A 16,633-nucleotide genomic window follows, 5' to 3' on the forward strand; every position below is an offset into this window, starting at 1 on the left:
CAGCCGCCAGCCTGCTTTGCCAACTGAAAACTACAAAACGCAGGGACATGATGCAAGTTGATTCTTCACGGGTCTCCGGCGGGGAGCATTCAGTGCAGGCGCACAAGCTTCGTGGTCGTCACCAGGTTCGGGAGTCTTGCCTGCACCAGATAGATGCCGGAAGGAACTGGCACGCCTGATGAGTCTCTTCCGTCCCACGGCAGACGGTGCCGACCCGCCTCCAGTGGGCCTCGGGCCAGCAGGCGCACCCTGCGCCCGAGCAGGTCGTACACTGCCACCTCCACGGCGGCACATCCCTTCTCGAGCTGCAGGAGGACCGTCGCACTGGCCTTGAAAGGATTTGGGTAGACAGCGAGCGGCCCCTGTTCACCAACCGCCGTGCGAACCCGGATGGGCAAGGAGAAGTTTTGCTGGCGCGGCGCATTGGTCATCACCAGCAGGCGCGCCCGGGCATCCTGCTGCGCACAGCAGCGGACCGAAAGCGAAACGGTCCCACCTGGTGGCACGGCACCCTCTGTGGGCTCGACTTCCACCCAGGGCGCGAGTACGTGGGTGCGGAGCAGAGCAAGGTCGCCGCCGCTGTAGCCTTGTCCGAGAGGCGGCCATGCCACTGCCTGGCTCTCCAGGGGGCGATCTCCCAGCCGCTGCGCAAAAAACGAAAGGCGAGGCCAGGTCTGGTCCGGGCCAGCGACTGCCTGCAAGGCGATGCGCGCCTCCATCACCGCGCACGGCAGGCCATGTTCATCGACGCCCTGCCCATGCTCTACCGTGAAGGCCGGCTCTGCGTACCAGCGCTGCTCCCGGGCAGCGGCCTGCGACGACGAGCTGGCGATGAGGCTCATGCGCGGTCCGTCCGGCGCCGACTTTAATTGGACGCCGATCACATAGCGATCGGCATCCCGCAAGAAGTACCATTGCTGCCGCACGAAGAGCCAGTCTGCGTTGTTCTTCAGCTTGATGGTGCCGAGCACCTCGCCGTCACTGGCCACGGGCACTTCTGCTGCGTCCCACCAGCGCGCGGCGTCTAAGGCGTGCGGCACAACCTCAGCTGGCGGCGACAGAGCCTCGGTTGTCTCCTTTCCTTCTGGGAGCACCCGCGTCCGAAAGAGCATCAGGCCGTCACCCCGATTGGTCAGGCGGACAGCCTGCTCGCCACAATGCCCCGGGCGCACGAAGAGGCTAATCTCCTCAGGATGCACAGCTGCCAGCACCTGGCCCTGCACTGACGAGGCAAGAAATCCGGCAGATGGGAACCTGGCCTGGCAGCCCGAAGCGTCGCGAGCCACCAAGAAGTAGCGCACCGAGGTACCGCCCTCCTGAGGCGGGACGAGCCCTTGCCACCAACGGTGGCCGAGGGAGGCCAACGGCAGGCAGTGGAACTGCGCAAGGCTGTCCTGGGCATAGCAGAGCGTCACCTCCTCCGCGCGGTGGTCATCGAAGACCTCGCACTCGACCACATGGGGCTCACGCGTGGCAACTGCCGCCGGCAGGGGGCGTACCTGGCCAAACCGTGGCGGCTGATTCGGAACCAAGACGTCCACAAAAATGGTGTCGGCCCTTTGCCCGCGAATCCGGATGGCCACCCCCGTGTCGACGTCCTGCACAAGGCTGTCCGTCGAGCCTTCCACCAGGCGATAGCCCTGCGAACTGGGGTTGGTGAGCGGCCCGAAGTGGTGGCCGCCTGCCGTGGGCGAGCCGCTGCGGAAGAAGTCGGCCGCCGAGCCAGTATAGTCCGGCGAAAGATCCAGCGAGTCCAAACCGGCGATGCGGTCGGGAAGACCGGCCGTGTACAAGCCGGCGGCGCTCTCCACGTCCCACACCTCCGGCCCACTCCTGGGCAAGCCATCGTCCACCTTGATGTGCCAGATGAGCAATCCCCTCCCCGCGTATGCCGCGTCGTAGTCAGTCCCCTGATGGTTGCACACCCAGAAGTACTGGTTTGGCGTGGCGAAGATGCGCAGCACCGTGCCGCCCCGCCGCATGTCCGCCAGCGCAACGTTGCACAGCGTGTCCGTCACTTCCACCACCTGTGCAGCGTCGAGCCACCCCACGCGGTAGAGGTTCTCCACACATAAAGGCACCAGGCGATGGACCTTGGCGTCCATCAGGCAGTAGTCCGCGAAGTATTTTCGCTCATACCCCGGTGGGTGGACAAATCCGAGCAGATGGGCGTACTCGTGGGCGACAAGGCCGAAGAACATCTCCTTCGGCTGCACGTCCACCAGAATGCCCGGGCCGCGGTAGGCCGCGACCGCCGCACAGGGGAGATAGGCCACGCCGGAAACGCCCGGCAGGCAGTCTTGGAGAAAGGCTAACACCAAGACGTCCGTAGCCGCCAGGCCCTCGGGGTGGTCCCTCGCTAATGCGTTAACCACCTCTGTGCACAATCGGGGCAGGTCTGTAGTGGGGTTGAATTCTGCGTAGCTGGAGCTGGCGAGGTAACATCCAGTTCCCGACGCCCGACGCAGGAGGGTGTGCATCCTGGCGTGCTGCCGCCCACGTGACATTTTGAGAAAGTAGTCTGAGAAGAGAGTTTCCAGTTCCTGCCAAAATGGCGGCACCAGCGTGTCCGCCTGGTCGGGGAAGGCAACGTAGGCGATGCTGACCAGGACGCTGTCCCCGCCGGCCTGGGCGGTCACGGAAGCCACGCTCGGCGGCGTCCCGCAAATTCCCAACGCGGGCGCGCGAACGCCGCCGTGCGCCAGGGTTGTGCCCGCCAGCACCACGGCAACTGTCATCCCAACGGCTATTCGGGACTTCATTGTGGCGTCACAGGAAAGGACGATGAGGCATGGTTTCGCGAGGCAGCAGAAAGCACCTGCGCCCCGCGCGTGGCCGGGACCTGGAGTCAGCTCACGACTTGCTTACACTCCCCAGCGTGCCAGCCGCCGAGCGCAGATAAGCAACCTCCCTGCCCAGCTATCCCGACTACCTTCAGCTCTCGCGGTAGAAGACGAAGGGGTAATTCACCACCACGGTGCCACTTTCTATGGGCTCAAAGCGCCAGCGGCGCACCGCATTTACCAGTTCGTTGAGGAACTCGCGATCGGAGATGGTGCTCTCCACCACCTCCACCTTGCTTACCAGCCCACTGGCGGTAATGGTGATGTCCAGGCTGACTTTGCCTTGCAGATTCGGGTTTCGCTTCAGGTACTTGTTGTAGATATAGGTGATGCGCCCCATGTTGGCGCTGACCACCGCGCGCAGAGTTTCTGGGTCGCGACGGCCACGCGCCTCCTCGCTCCCGGTCACTGTGGCGGTGCGCTCAACAGAGACAGTCCCCTCCTTCTTCAACTCCACGCTTGGCACGGATGAGTCCAGGTCGCCGAGCAGGTCGTCGATGCCGCCGCGTTTTGTGGCGTCAAACAGTTCCTCCAGGCCGGAGCCTTTGCTACTGCCGCCTCCGTTGCGCCGCCCCACGCGCAGGTCGGTTTCGCCCGCCACCGCCGCCAACTCATGCACCAGCCCTTTGTCCATCAGGATATCCACCAAACTGCCGGAGCGCCCCCCTTGGCCCGTGCCGGAGATGAGGCCCAGCAACCCCTTGCTGGTGACGGTCCTGCCCTCGCCCCCACTTCGCTCGCCGCCACCGCGTTGTCCTTCCGAGGAACGCTCCGCCCCCTCTGTTTTCGGCTTTTCTGCCGTGGCGGGCGCCACCCCGCCGCGCCCTGTATCCGCGACCGGCGTCAGCTGCGAGCGCACCACAAAGCGTGCAAAGCGCTGCGGCACCTTCTCTAAGTCAACCGGCTTGCGCTCGGTAATGGTCATGCCGCTCAGTTGCCACACGGTCAAACCCACGACCAGAAGCAAGCTCGCCAGCACCAACTTGAAGAGCGGCTCGTCAGTGAACCTCTTGAGCAGGTTGTGGCCAAGTGAAAACTCCGTCGCCTGCGGAAGTACCGCCACTTTGGCCTTTTCGCAGGCAAAATCGACGCGCACCGGCCCGACGGTCAGAGAGCCCTGTTTGCCAGGCAGCAAAGGCAGAAGGTAGGAATTGGCCCGCCTGGGCAGCAAGCCGTGCTTCACCAGGTCGCGCACGTTGAGGCGAGAATCATCAACCCACACTTCACCGTGAACAAAACCCTGGATCTGGGCAACAAACCTCCCATTCAGCCAGCCAATCAGGACGTGGCGCTCCGGAAAGTCCTCTCCATAGACGACCACATCGTTGCCTGGCGACCGCCCCACGGTGAGCCGCTCCCCCTCGCCCAGCACACGCTGGCTCACGCCATCGCCCTGGCTCACCCTGACCCGCAACTGTTGGACTATGCGCTCTTTTGCCATCTGTTCCGCGTCACCCTCACCAACCCTGACCACCCGCGTGCATCGCTCTCGAAACTCATGCCCGTCTACTCGGTGCGCAGCACTGCGAGGTTCATATCGTTGTACCCCATGCGGCCGCACGTGACCATGACCCGCTTAAGCAGCTCAAACGGGGTGCTCTTGTCCCCCTGGATGGTGATGTTGCCGGCAAATGAGCTCACCGCGCCCAGTTGGCCGATCCCTTCGGTCAATGCCCGCAAGTCCTGAAGTTCTTTGAGCAGAGCAGCGATCACCAGGTCGCTGCGCGCCAAAACGTCGGCGTTGCGCACGATGGGCCGCCCGTCCAGCAGAATCCATTCGCGCGTGAGGGCCACGATTGAGGTCGTCTTCGGCGGCAAGGTGGCAGTGGACTGCGGCAGGCGCAAGTCGCGCGCAATAGTCATGATCTGCCCCTCGGCCGAGTAGCTCTTCAGCAGGAACACCAGCAAGATGGTGAACATGTCGATCATCGACGTCAGCCGCAAGGTAAAGCTGCCGGTGCGGCTCCGTCGCCGGGTTGGAAACAGCTGCCACCCTGTGCTCTCTGTGGAAAGGTTCATGGTCGCGATTGCATTCGCCTTTCAACCAGCCAACGAAATGTTAGGAAAACCCGCCTCTCGGCAGGTGTCCATCACCTTGACGATGACTTCGTAGAGAATTGTGGAGGCTGGGGAGATGACGATGTCCTCGCTCTCCGGGTACTTGGCCTTCACCGCCTTCAGCTGCGCGGTCAGGCCCTTGTAGTCAAAGGCGCCACCCACCTTAGGAAGCTTCGGGTGGTTCATGTAGGGGCTGTTCAGCTGAAAGCCATCCTCCTCCACCGCCAGAATGTTGAGGATCGCCGGTTTGTCTTGGGCAGCGACGGCGCTCTTGCGCCCTGCAGCCGGCAGGGAGAGCTCCAACACGGCGATCTTCACGAAAACCGCGGTCAACAGCAAGAAAGGGACGAGGATGAGGAAGAGATTCATGACGCCGATGATATTGACGTCGGCCTCGCCGCGAACCGTGCCCCTGCCGATTGCCGCCTTCAAGTTCATCACTTGCCTCCGCGCACCGTCAACCCTTGAAAGATGCGCGCCACGCTCTCATTGATCTCGTCGACGATGCCGTTGGTCTTCTCCTGCAGGTAGCCGTAGGCCAACAGGCAGGGGATGGCCACAATTAGGCCAAAGGCCGTGGTGTTCATGGCCTGCGAGATGCCCACCGACAATAGCTCCGCTTTCTGCGCTGCTTCTGCTTGCGCCACCGCCTGGAAAGAGACAATGAGACCGAAGATGGTTCCCAAGAGCCCGAGCAGCGTCGCCACATTGGCGATGGTAGAGAGGTAGTGGGTACGTTTCTCCAGCTTGGGCACTTCCACCAAGGCGGCCAGCTCGAAGGCACGCTGCACGTCCTTCTCACCTCCGCCGTTCTGGAACTGTTCCAGGCCAGCCCGCACGATGCGCGGCAGGGGCGCCTCCGAACGCCGCGCGTACTCGATAGCCCTCGCCACGTTGCCGGAATGCACTAACTCCTGAATGCGGTTCACAAATGCAGGGGTATCGATGCGCGTCCTAAACGCTAACACGATGATACGCTCGATGGCTATCGCATAGCCGAATACCATCGCTAAGGCGATGACATACATGAACGGCCCACCGTGCTTGAAAAACGCCGCAATGGTCTCCAAACTCACGCCCTCCTTCTTCTTCCCAAAGCGACTCGACCTTTCTTGTAAAGCTCAGCACCTGCTCACGCTCTCTCACCAGGGGATGTAGTCCCGGGCGTGGCGGTTGAGCGTCTTGCGCACCACGTCGCGTTCCACCGGCCGAAAGATTTCCTGGAAAAAAGACCGGTCGATGCCGATGTCATCCACGCGTGGATCGGTCCCGGGCACGATGAACACCGCCTGCGGCTTCTCAATGCGCCCGAGCACTTCGATCTTGTTCAAGATGATCTTGACCGCATCCTCGCCCACCGACGGGTCACGGCTGCTGACCTTTTGCTCCACGTCGGAGACGATCTTGTTGAGTTTCTCCTCCACAGGCTTCTGCGGCGCTCCTGCCACGCTCACCATCCCGCTGAGCATGGCCAGGCAAATGGCCGCCAGCCAGCGGAGGTTACTACATCCACGCATCGCTTACCCCTTGTTCGTCCCAGGCCTCTGGGCCGGGCCCAGGCCGCCTTCCGTACCGAGTTCGATGAGCAGCGCCTGCATGCGCTTGCGGCTTTCGGCAACCCACTCGTTCTCGATATTGCTCTCCTCAGCCCGCCTGACATTGGCCCGGTAGGTCTCCAGCGCCTGCACCTTGAATGGCTGGGCGGTCTCTGCCAGTTTCTCGTCATAGGTGAGGCGCTCATCAGGCGTCAGGTTGTCAGGCCGGGGCGACTCGAGGAACGCTCGCACAAACTCTTCAAAGGCAAGGCCAATCCGGTAGGACGCGGCCGTAGCCCATTCGGCGACCTTGTACTTGGCCGCTTCCTTGTACGCTTCAAGGACCAGCCTCAGCTCGTCGCGCTTGCGAGCGAGATTCTTGTCCAGCGGTGGCACCAATTGGATGCGACAATATTCATCGAAATGGATTTCGCCGAGCATGAACTGGGCATGGGCGGCCACGTAGTCATCAACCACCACGCCGCGCAGGATGTAGGTGTTGTACTGGCTGATGGTCTTGGCGAATGCATCCTGCGCCGCCCTGAAGTCTCGCTGGCGGAAGGCCATGTCGCCCACCTTGAACATCACCTCCAGGTATTCATCTGGCTCGGCCCCACCAAGAGCAACGTAACGTTCGTAAGCGCGGCGCGCTCCTTGCCAGTCCTGCAGATTTTCGCAGCAGGAGCCGGCGTGGAACAGCGCGCGCTGGGCGTACTTGGAGTTAGGCACCAGCTCCACCAGCCGCCCAAAGTCCTCGGCGGCCTCGCGCCATTGGCCGAGCCCTTGCCGCAGAACGCCGGCGCGGTACAGGGCCTCGTCGACCAGGGCGCTGCGCGGATGTCGGCGCGGTAACTGTTCGAAGAGCGCAACCGCCTTTTCGCTCTCCCCCTCTTTCTCCCGCAGGAGTGCCGCCTCGTACAGGGCCCGCTCTGCTACCTCCGGATCGCTGGCCGAAGCAGCGAGCTGCTCAAAGCCGGCGGCCGCCTCTGGCAATCGCCCTACATCCCGCAAGCTCTCGGCCGCCTTGAAGCGTGAGGAAGCGATCATGCGGTTTGCCCGCTCGGCAAACTCGGCCGAATCCGCGTAGGTAGTTGCCAGTCGCTGGTACCACTCCTCCGCCTTCTGGTAGTCTGCATTCTTGAAGTACGACTGGGCGATCATGTTCATGGCCTGGGCGGTGTAGGGACCGCGTTCCGCCATCTCTGCCACCTTGCGGTACGCCTGCACCGCCAGGTCGAAATTACCCAGCCCGTAGAGTGTCTCGCCCAACTTCATGAGCACCTCGGTGCGCTTGGGACTCTGCGACAGGAAGCGTTCAAAGTCGTTGCAGGCCTCCACCAACCGCGCCTGATTAGGATGCGCCACCACCACAGCCTGCATGATGCCCGAGGCCAAGAAGTCGTCAATGTACGCCGTGACAGTATCGGCCATGGCGCCCTTTTGGCAGAGGTTGTAGTAGCAGAGGATACGGTTGTAAGCTGCCTGCTCCTTGAACGTTGTCTCCTCGTACTGCGTCATGCACTGGTAGTACGCCTCGGCAGCCCCTTCGAAATCTCCCACCTCGTAGAGGCATTCGGCAAAGTAGTAGTTCACCCGATAGGCTTTCTCACCGCGGGGGAACTTGCTCAGGTATTGCGAGAACCTATCGATGGCCAGCCGGTAGTCGCGCACGCTGTTTCCCTCGTGCGCCTTTCGCTGGTAGTAGATGCCCAACTCGTAAAGCGCCTCTTGCGCCAAATGCAGGGCGTCGCTACGGATTTCCCCCTCAGGATACTGGGCAAGCCATGCGCTGCCCGGGCCGAAGTTCGTGGCGAGCACTTCGCGGGCCTCGTTCGCCTTCTCCTCATCGCCGGCGCGCTCATAGGTCTCGACGATCCGCTTGTAGAGCAGCGGCGCATCGTGGTAGAAGGGAAACACCTCCAGCATCGTCTTGTAAGTCTCGATGGCTTCGTCGTAGCCGTTGCGCGCGTTGTAGGTGTCTGCCATCTTCAGGAACACCTGAATGGGGTAGTCTCGGCCTTGCTTCTTCTCGAAAAAGGCGCGCGCCTTGGAAGGCCCGCCGAATTCGGTGAACGAGGCGGCTACGTACTCGATGGCCTCGCGCCGCAAGTCGGCTTTACTCTTGTTCCCTCCTCCGGCAACTCGCTTGCCCGCCGTCAGGGCGGTGGTCTCCTCGATGAGGTAGACAAAACTGCTAATTGCATTGGCAAAGTCGTTGCTGTTGTAATATGACCAACCCAGCTTGTATAGCCCCATCTCAAAGTAAGGGCTATCCCACTTGTCGAGCAGCCGTCGGTAATGGTTGATGGCCTCCTGAAACTCGCGCCGCTCAAAGTAGTACTCGCCCAAGCGAAAGTTCACCTCCGGCGCCAGCGGGCTGGAGGGCACCTCAGCAAGAAGGCGGACAAAGTACTCCTTGGCCTTCTCGCGATTCCCCTCGTCGAGGTAGCTCATGCCCAGCCGGTAGAGGACCCGGTCCTTGAAGTCGACATTGGGGAACTTTTCCAGAAGCTTGCTTGCCGTAGCAATAGTCTTTTGCAGGTTGATACGCGGCATGACCGGCTGGATCGCGAGGAGGCCTTGGTCGTACTTGGCCATCTCTGCCTCGTAGAGCGTCATCTGCCGCTGGAATTCCAAGTCGGCTTTGCGCGCATACAGCTCTGCCAACTGGAACATGACGGTGGGGGCAAACTCGGAGGCCGGGTACTTGCTCAGCAACATCTCGTTTTCCTTGATGGCCTCATCGAGTCGCGCCTCTTCTAAGGGCGAGATCCGGCCCTCCTGGACCGATTGCGCCAGGGGAGCATGCACCGGCATGCCCACAAGAAGACAGACCACACCCAAGATGAGGAAGGCCCTCATGTGCTTGTTGCCAGAGTCATTCCACCTCTGCCGCATGCTACCGCTCCTGTAGCCCTTCCTTCGTTGGCGTTCCACCCGTACCCCTGAGGAACAGGGCCCGCGACTTGCCATATTCCGCGTAGGCACGCCAGGTCTTGCGCTCCAGCTTCAAGTTCAGGTTCTCCCGCAGCGCCGAAATGGTGCTATGCATCTCCAGGAAGCGTTGCTGCTCCTGGACAATGTTCTCCAGGAGGGCGCGCCGTGTCTCGTCGAGCCGCGCCTTTTCCTCCTTGAGATGAGCGGGCACGCGCGATTGCCCACCTACCTGCAGCGCGTCCAGCAGGTTCGCCTCCAGCAGAAGCAAGTCCTCGCGTAAGCGCTCTATCTCTTGCTCCTGCGCACTCAGGAGACGGCTGAGCTGTTGCACCATTGCGGACAGATTGTCCTCTTCGGGAAACAGCTCGATGAGCTTATCGTACACCTTTACCGCATCGTCATAGACACCAAGCTGCACATAACAACGACCCAGCAAAAACAGTGCCTCTTCACTCTTTGGGTCTTGGGGGAAGCGCGACACGAGAGTCATTAGCGGCGCTACGGCCCCTGCATAGTCGGCCATCTTCACCGAGGCCCAGCCACAACCCAAGAGGGCCTCAGGGTAGCGGCGATGCTCGGCTGAAACGTCGGCAAAGTAGCCGCGCGCCTCTTTAAAGTAGCCTAGCTCATAGTAGAGATATCCCAGGGTGAGCCGACCCTCATCGACTACCGCACGACGCTCCTCTGATATTATCGGCAAAGAGACCAACTTGCGAAACACCGCTACCGACTTGGTCACCCGCTTCATCTTGAGTAGGGACAGGCCCACGGTATATAGGCCGTAGCCGTAGTAGTCGCTGCGCGGGTCCAGGTTGAGCAAGGCCTCCAGCGCGCTGGGATAGTCTTTGATGTTGTAGTAGCTCTGCCCCGCATAGTAACGGGCCTCGTCGTCGACGTCCACTGGGCGGGGCGCCTGCAGCAAGGCCTCGTACAGGTTGAGGCTCTCCTGGTACCTGCCCTGCTTGTACCGCGTCTTTTGTAGGCCGAGCAGCCCCTTGGCTAACAAAGGGCTCCCGAAGTGGTTCTTCACCAGGTAGGTGTAGGTGGAACTGGCGGCATTGTAGAGTTCCATCTCATACAGGCAGCCCCCCAGCAGGAGGAGCACCTCGTCGGTTCTCTTGAATTCCGGATAGTAGTCCAACAGGAGCGCGAGGTCGCGTGCCGCTTGCCAATAGGAGCCTGACTTGATGTAAGATTTGGCTTCGCTCAGCAGCCGGTCGGCCACCCGCTCAAGATCGCGGTCGGCAGCGCGCCCCACTGCCTGCGGATAGGCCGAGACGCAACACGCCAGCCAGACGCACGCCGCCAGGGCTATGTATCGCCATCCTGAAGACACCAGCACTCCCATCAGCCCCAAATCGGCCTGGGCAGCGTCGGCTACAGCTACCTTGGCTTCTCCGGCTTTTCCAGTTCCTTCTTCATGTTCTCCAGCTCGCGGGCGGCTTGCTCCCGGCGTTGCCGGAGGCGTTCGGCCTCCCGCTGGGCTTCCAATTGCCTGAGCCTTGCCTCGCGCGCCTTCTTGTCCAGCGTCCTGAACACCGTAAGCCGCCGCGACACGCCGAGAACAACCTTCCAGTCGGCATATCGCTTGTGAAACTCGTCGGTCACCTCCGGCCTGCGCGCCAGACTCACGTCCACCGCCAGGTCGGCCAGCAGTCCAAAGGGCGCAAGGAAGCGTATGCCCTGCGTCAGTCTCTGCGAATTATGATACCAGCGCACTGAGGTGTTGTTCAAGAACAGCTCGCCTGTGTACTCGGTGAAGAGGTAGGAAGAGCGCACAGGGATTTTGATCCCTACACCAAGCAAGACCTGATCGACGCGCGCGGTAAAGAACCGATCGTTGAGGTCGTGGTCGATATACCCCAAGTTGAAATGCGCCTTGAGCGGGGTCAGCGGAAAGGAGCGCCTCAGATCCCACGTGGCCACGCCGAGCAGCGCCACAGCGGTCTTTCCAGAAGAGTACGGCTCGAACGGCACGTTGTGGTACTCTGCCGTGGGCAATACCACCATCGGATAAAAGCCGAGGCGGAAGCTGCTCCATCTGAACGGCACCACTTTCAGGCCAAGCCGCGTGTCTCCGGGCATCGGCGTGAGCTGCTGACCGTCGTCCTGGTACAAAGCCATACCGGCGGTCAACTCAAATGTCTCCGAGAGGGCGAACGTCAGGCTGCTATTGATGGTAAAGTCTTTGACCATCACCGAGGCATTGCCCCGGGCCTCCACGAAACTCAGGCCGTGGAGGGTCATATTCATTTGCCCAGGAATCAAGGCCTCGGCCGACTGCACGCGCAACAAGCCTCTGCCTCCCAACATCGTAGATTGCGCTGGGACCGCCACGGGCAGCAAAAGCACGGTGAGCGCCAGAAATGCCTTGACAGAGGAGTGCTTTGTCACCTTGTCCCTCTCTGTTCCACAAGCCTTGGAGGACCCGCATTGCAGGGTTGCAACGCCACGCGTGCTCTCCCCGGCCGGAAAGGGGTTTTGCGCCTCTTCCCGGCAGGGAGTAGCAGCATTTTGATTTTTAAATTTACACGCAAAGCATCGGATATGCAAGCTCTTTTTCGCCCTTCAGCGGACGCGCCACGCTTCTCGCTCGCTGCACCTCCGCTTGGCACCCCTTGCCTTTGCCCCAGGGGTCACACCATGCCTCTGCGCCGCCGCAGAAACCATTCGCTGGCCAGGAGGGCCACCAGCACCGCCAGCACTGCCTCACAGCGCGCATAACGAAACTGCACCTGCGACTTCTTGCTCACCACGCGCAGGGGGAGCCCCTGGGCAAGAGGTTCTAGGTCGTTCCAAACTACCATGAATCCGCCGGAACGGCTAGCCATCTGCTTCAGCTCTTCCACCCGGCTGGTGGTCGACAGATACTCCACGCTCCAGCGTGTGACCGTGAAGCGCCCGGTGTCGGTAGACGCGACTCCCCTGCGCGGCATGGCCTCCGCAACGAATTCGTAGTCGCCTTCCACATCAGCAGTGGTCTTGGCCTCGTATCGCCCAGCGCCTGCCTCCTCCAACACCAGCTCTTTGCTTCCCGCCGGGCCGCTCACCTTAGCACGCACCTGCGCTCCTTCTAAGGGATTGAGGTCGGGGCCAAAAAGCTGTCCGACAAAGGTGACTGTCTCGCCGCTGCGATAGAACTCGCGGTCAGTTCGCACGTGGAAGAGCTTCTGCTCCTCCCGCAAGGAGAGCCAGCGCACACTGTTTTTTACAAAGGTGAGAAAGAGCGAATTGTCTTTGCCTATCCCCCACATCATCAGGTCCCAGCGCCAGAACCCGGAGGCGAGCAGCGCGACAGACCTGCTCTCTGGCGTCTGGCGGGCGACAATCAGCGGCGCACCCTTCGTTGCCCTTGCCGACGGCTCCGCACCAAAGGCGAGCACTTCGGCGTCGGGCCAGAGAGGGACGTCGGAAAACGACAAAATGACCGGGGGAAGTTCTTCCCAAGCTGCGGCGTTGGCAGGCCCACTCTCGGCGATTGCAGTAAGCGGGTGGAATGGCGCATCCTGCATGCGGACCGTGCGCAACTCAGGGCCGCGCAGGCGGGGCGTCCCGTTGAGGGGAAGGCTATCCCACAGCGTTGCCAGCCGCTCAAAGTCGATGCCCTCCCCTCCGGCCCAAAAGAGGGGCAGGTGGCGCGCGCGGATGGCACCTGCGACCTGGGCAACCAAGGCGGCGTCGCTTTCTGTTGCCGGAAAGTCCACCAGCAGCGCGCAGTCCGCTTCCCTGAGCGCTTGCACAAGGCTCTGCGCCGAGGCCCTGTAAAAGCCGCCCCCCTTGCGGCAGACGTAGATGTGCGCCGCCACATTGGCATCTGCTTCCAGTGCCTTGCCGAGGAAGACCACATCGTGGCTGGGGCGCCCTGCCAAGAGCACCACCTTTATCTTGCTGGCAAGGGCCTTGACGACGAACTCGGCGCGGTTGTTCTCGTAGGTCTGCTCGCCAGGCAGATGCGACACGGTGACCACGTAGCGCCGCGCTCCTGGGGCATCAGGCCGGAAACGGAGCGTCACTTGCGTCTCGGGCTGGCTTGCGGCGAGCGGCACGATGCGCCTGTCGAGCACCCGGCCGGCCGTCTGCAGTTCCACAACGAGGTTCGCCTGGTCAAAACCTCGGTTGAGAAGTCGCACTTCCACAGGCACTTCTGATCCCACGTAGGTGACCTCGTTGGCCAGCGCCGAGTGCACGATCAGATCGCGCGGCGGATTACTGCTGCCCACCGCCACCGGAAAGAGCGGCCATGCACTCTTTTCCCCGAGGCGCACGAGTCGCTCCCCCACATTCGCCGCTCCGTCGGTGGCAATGACCACCCCGGCCACGGGCTGGCCGCGCAGTTGCTCCGCCAAGTCCCTCAGCGCCGCCTCCAGGTTGGTTGCCAGTCCGTCGAAGCGGAGGGTGTCCTGCCCCGGCTGGAACTCCCCATCAAGGCCCGAGGAGAACAGGTAGAACGGCATGTGCGCGCGCGCGGCAAGGGAATGGAGCTGGCTGCTGCCCAGGACGGTAGCCACCTGCTGCGGCCGCGCGCCGCTGTCGTCCACCAACCCCATGCTGCCCGAGCGGTCCACAAGCACGGGCAAGAGTGGTTTTTCGCGCTTTGACAGGAGGAGTTCCAGCACCGGCTGGAAGACCAGCAGTATCACCCCCGCTAAGGAGAGCGCGCGCAGGCAAAGCAGGGTTTGCCGCAAGCGATTCGACACTACCGGATTCGTCCTCCGGTAAACCAAAACGGTGCAGAGCACCGCAACCAGCAAGGCAAGAAGCAGGAGCACTGTGCTCCCCGCCACCTCGAGCCGCACACTTGCCAGTGACCAGTGCCCCATCAGCGGCTTCCCCACGGCATCTGTTCCTCACCGCCGAGCGCCAAAGAGGGCTCTGGCCGGAGCTCATCGCCGGAGCGCTCACCGCGCGCCAGGCGGGAAATCCCGGCACGGGCAACCATTGCCGCATTGTCGGTGCAGAGCGCCGGTGGCGGCACAAAGAGCTTGCAGCCTCGCTCCGCAGCCGCAGCGGCAAGCGCCTCACGCAGGGCCTTGTTCGCGGCCACCCCACCCGCCAAACAGATGGTGTCAAGGCCGCAAAGCTTGGCCGCGGCCATGGTCTTTTGCACCAGCACCTCCACGACTGCGGCCTGAAAACTGGCGGCAATATCCGGGAGTTGTGCCCGAAGCTCCTCCGCTGAGAGGGCGCGCGCGTAGTAGAGGACCGCCGTCTTCACGCCGCTGAAGCTGAAATGGAAATTCCCCTCCTGCAGCAGGGCACGCGGGAAGGCGATTGCCCGAGGATTGCCCTGCTCCGCAAGCTGCGCCACCGCAGGCCCGCCGGGATAGCCAAGGCCCAACACCCGCGCCACTTTGTCAAAGGCCTCCCCTGCGGCATCGTCGATGGTTCGCCCGAGCGTGCGATAGCGACCCTCGTCTTCCACAACCACCAACTGCGTGTGCCCCCCGGAGACGATCAGGCAGAGAAATGGCATACCGGGCTTTTCTTCCAGGAGGAAATTGGCAAAGATGTGGCCCTCCAGATGATTGACGCCCACCCAGGGGATTTCCAGGGCCAACGCCATGCTCTTTGCCACGTTGAGGCCCACGAGAATGGAGCCTGCCAGGCCTGGGCCAAAGGTGACGGCGATGCCCTCGAGGTCGCGTTTGTCGACCCCTGCTTGCTGCAATGCGGCGCTGATCACCGGAAGCAACAGGCGCAAATGGGCACGCGAGGCGTACTCCGGTACCACACCACCATAGTGGCGATGGACCACTTGCGTGGAGATGACATTGGACAGGACGCGGTCGTTTTCGACGACCGCTGCGGCGCTGTCGTCGCAGGAAGTTTCGATGCCTAAGGTTACCATGTCTCAGGCCTGTTGCGGCCTACGGAATGAGCCGGTAGTGGCAGCCCCTGCTCAACGTTCCAGGACCACCTTGAACCGTGGCGGCGTGACGTCGCGCCATGTCACGCCTTCGGGCGTCTCGATGACTGCGGGCAGATCAATCTGTTCTGGCGAGGTGGGCTGGCGCCATTCCACGTAGGCGACGATTTGCTCGGCAGTGACCTTCGTGAGGAGATCGACCCCTCCCTCAAGAGTCAGGCTGAGCTTAGGGGGCACCACGAAGGCCTTGTATCCCGCCGGCACGTTGCGGGCCTCTACGGGAATGTCGTGCAGCACTCGTTCCATGAGCTTCTGCACGTCGGCAAAGGCTACCACTTCCCTGCGGCTCAGGGTCAACTTGTCGACGCGGGGCTGCTCAAGAGGCAGGCGTATGCGCACGTCGCGCGAGACGCGGTTCAGCTCGCGTCGCTCCGTGGGCCAGCGTCCCACCACCTCCCGCACCAGCGAGGCCGGCCCGCTCACTACCACCGACTCCGGCCCCACATGGACGCCGCCCACCACCGTGTAGCCGTTTAACGGCTGAACTTCGAGCCGGCTTTCCACGGCCACGCTCCGCTGCACTTTGGGCTCAAGCACCAGCACCACCTCCTTTGGGGAGAGCACCTCCACCGCCTCAACCTTGCGCCCATAGTGGGGGAGGCTAACGTTGTCCGTCCCGATGGTAATGCGATGGCTGCCCCGCCCCCTGTTGGCGTCGACGAACACTGCCAGGTCGCCTCCTATGCGCAGGGCGATGAACGCGCGTCCCTGGCCCCTGAGCCGCACCTTGGCAACCTGAGGCGGATCATTTGCCACCACCAAGCCAGCCGTCACGCCCTCCAGGCGCACGGGTGCCTCGAAGACCCAGTCGTAATACCCCTCGGTCTTGACGTACAGCCAGAGCAGCAGCGCCAGGAGGAAGACAACGCCCACAATTCTGTAGCGCCGGAGCAGTGAGCGCAGTTTTCCCACCGGGCTACCCGAGCCGTTGCTTGCGCTGCGGTGCTGAGGAGGGTCCATCCGGTCCGGTGCCGTCGGCAGCTGCACTACTTCTGGGAGAGGGTCGGTGCCTTGCCGATGCTAATTTCGCCGTTGTCGATCCGGATGTTGAATCCGCACTCCGGGTTGGAACAGATCCAGGCCTTGTACATGATTGAGGCCCCCTCACGCCCATAGTCGGAAAGAGGCAGCAAGACCCCTTTGCCACACTTCTGACACGCCGGAAATGCGTTCTCCATGGTCAATCCCTCTCCTCACGTTTCTCATTACCGCCCATCCCTCAGCAGCCTGCTGCCCGCAGCCCCGAGGACCTCACCACGTGCCGCACAGAACAAGGCGACACATCCGGAAAAGCCGGACCCACCCCACTGCGCGATGGCCGGTCAACGAAGGCA

At 62.3% G+C, this 16,633-nt stretch carries 13 protein-coding genes; all 13 read right to left on the reverse strand.

Going from position 1 to position 16,633, the window contains the following annotated elements; all coding sequences use genetic code 11:
* Window positions 1-89: 89 nt before the first annotated feature.
* Complete coding sequence (locus NUW13_06010; protein MCR4438584.1) at window positions 90-2,762, reverse strand: T9SS type A sorting domain-containing protein; 2,673 nt, start codon at window positions 2,760-2,762, stop codon at window positions 90-92.
* Between the two features lie 172 nt (window positions 2,763-2,934).
* Window positions 2,935-4,284, reverse strand: coding sequence for a TonB family protein (locus tag NUW13_06015; GenBank protein MCR4438585.1), 1,350 nt, complete (start codon window positions 4,282-4,284; stop codon window positions 2,935-2,937).
* 65 nt (window positions 4,285-4,349) lie between these two features.
* Window positions 4,350-4,862 (reverse strand): biopolymer transporter ExbD, encoded by a 513-nt coding sequence (locus tag NUW13_06020; GenBank protein ID MCR4438586.1) that lies wholly within the window; start codon window positions 4,860-4,862, stop codon window positions 4,350-4,352.
* A 21-nt stretch (window positions 4,863-4,883) separates the two neighbouring features.
* On the reverse strand, window positions 4,884-5,339 hold the full coding sequence (locus NUW13_06025) for a biopolymer transporter ExbD (protein ID MCR4438587.1): 456 nt from the start codon (window positions 5,337-5,339) through the stop codon (window positions 4,884-4,886).
* Complete coding sequence (locus NUW13_06030) at window positions 5,339-5,977, reverse strand: MotA/TolQ/ExbB proton channel family protein (GenBank protein ID MCR4438588.1); 639 nt, start codon at window positions 5,975-5,977, stop codon at window positions 5,339-5,341. Before NUW13_06030 ends, NUW13_06025 begins: the two co-directional genes overlap by 1 nt.
* A gap of 66 nt (window positions 5,978-6,043) precedes the next feature.
* The gene (locus tag NUW13_06035) at window positions 6,044-6,418 is read right to left on the reverse strand and encodes a hypothetical protein (GenBank protein ID MCR4438589.1); all 375 of its coding nucleotides are present in this window, start codon (window positions 6,416-6,418) and stop codon (window positions 6,044-6,046) included.
* Between the two features lie 3 nt (window positions 6,419-6,421).
* Window positions 6,422-9,334, reverse strand: a complete 2,913-nt coding sequence (locus NUW13_06040; protein MCR4438590.1) for a tetratricopeptide repeat protein — start codon at window positions 9,332-9,334, stop codon at window positions 6,422-6,424.
* Window position 9,335: 1 nt separating this feature from the next.
* Window positions 9,336-10,709 (reverse strand): tetratricopeptide repeat protein, encoded by a 1,374-nt coding sequence (locus NUW13_06045; protein ID MCR4438591.1) that lies wholly within the window; start codon window positions 10,707-10,709, stop codon window positions 9,336-9,338.
* A gap of 47 nt (window positions 10,710-10,756) precedes the next feature.
* Entirely contained in the window at window positions 10,757-11,767 is a 1,011-nt protein-coding gene (locus NUW13_06050; GenBank protein ID MCR4438592.1) for a V-type proton ATPase subunit G, read from the reverse strand.
* 242 nt (window positions 11,768-12,009) lie between these two features.
* On the reverse strand, window positions 12,010-14,208 hold the full coding sequence (locus tag NUW13_06055; GenBank protein ID MCR4438593.1) for a hypothetical protein: 2,199 nt from the start codon (window positions 14,206-14,208) through the stop codon (window positions 12,010-12,012).
* The gene (tsaD, locus tag NUW13_06060; protein MCR4438594.1) at window positions 14,193-15,221 is read right to left on the reverse strand and encodes a tRNA (adenosine(37)-N6)-threonylcarbamoyltransferase complex transferase subunit TsaD; all 1,029 of its coding nucleotides are present in this window, start codon (window positions 15,219-15,221) and stop codon (window positions 14,193-14,195) included. The genes NUW13_06055 and tsaD overlap by 16 nt, the downstream gene beginning before the upstream one ends.
* 51 nt (window positions 15,222-15,272) lie before the next feature.
* On the reverse strand, window positions 15,273-16,211 hold the full coding sequence (locus NUW13_06065) for a hypothetical protein (protein ID MCR4438595.1): 939 nt from the start codon (window positions 16,209-16,211) through the stop codon (window positions 15,273-15,275).
* A gap of 74 nt (window positions 16,212-16,285) precedes the next feature.
* Window positions 16,286-16,477 carry a hypothetical protein gene (locus tag NUW13_06070; protein ID MCR4438596.1) on the reverse strand — a complete coding sequence of 64 codons (192 nt, stop codon included), beginning with the start codon at window positions 16,475-16,477 and terminating at the stop codon, window positions 16,286-16,288.
* Window positions 16,478-16,633: the final 156 nt, after the last annotated feature.

The sequence above is a fragment of the candidate division KSB1 bacterium genome (assembly GCA_024655945.1).
In the GTDB taxonomy this organism is placed as follows: Bacteria; Zhuqueibacterota; Zhuqueibacteria; order JANLFK01; family Oleimicrobiaceae; genus Oleimicrobium.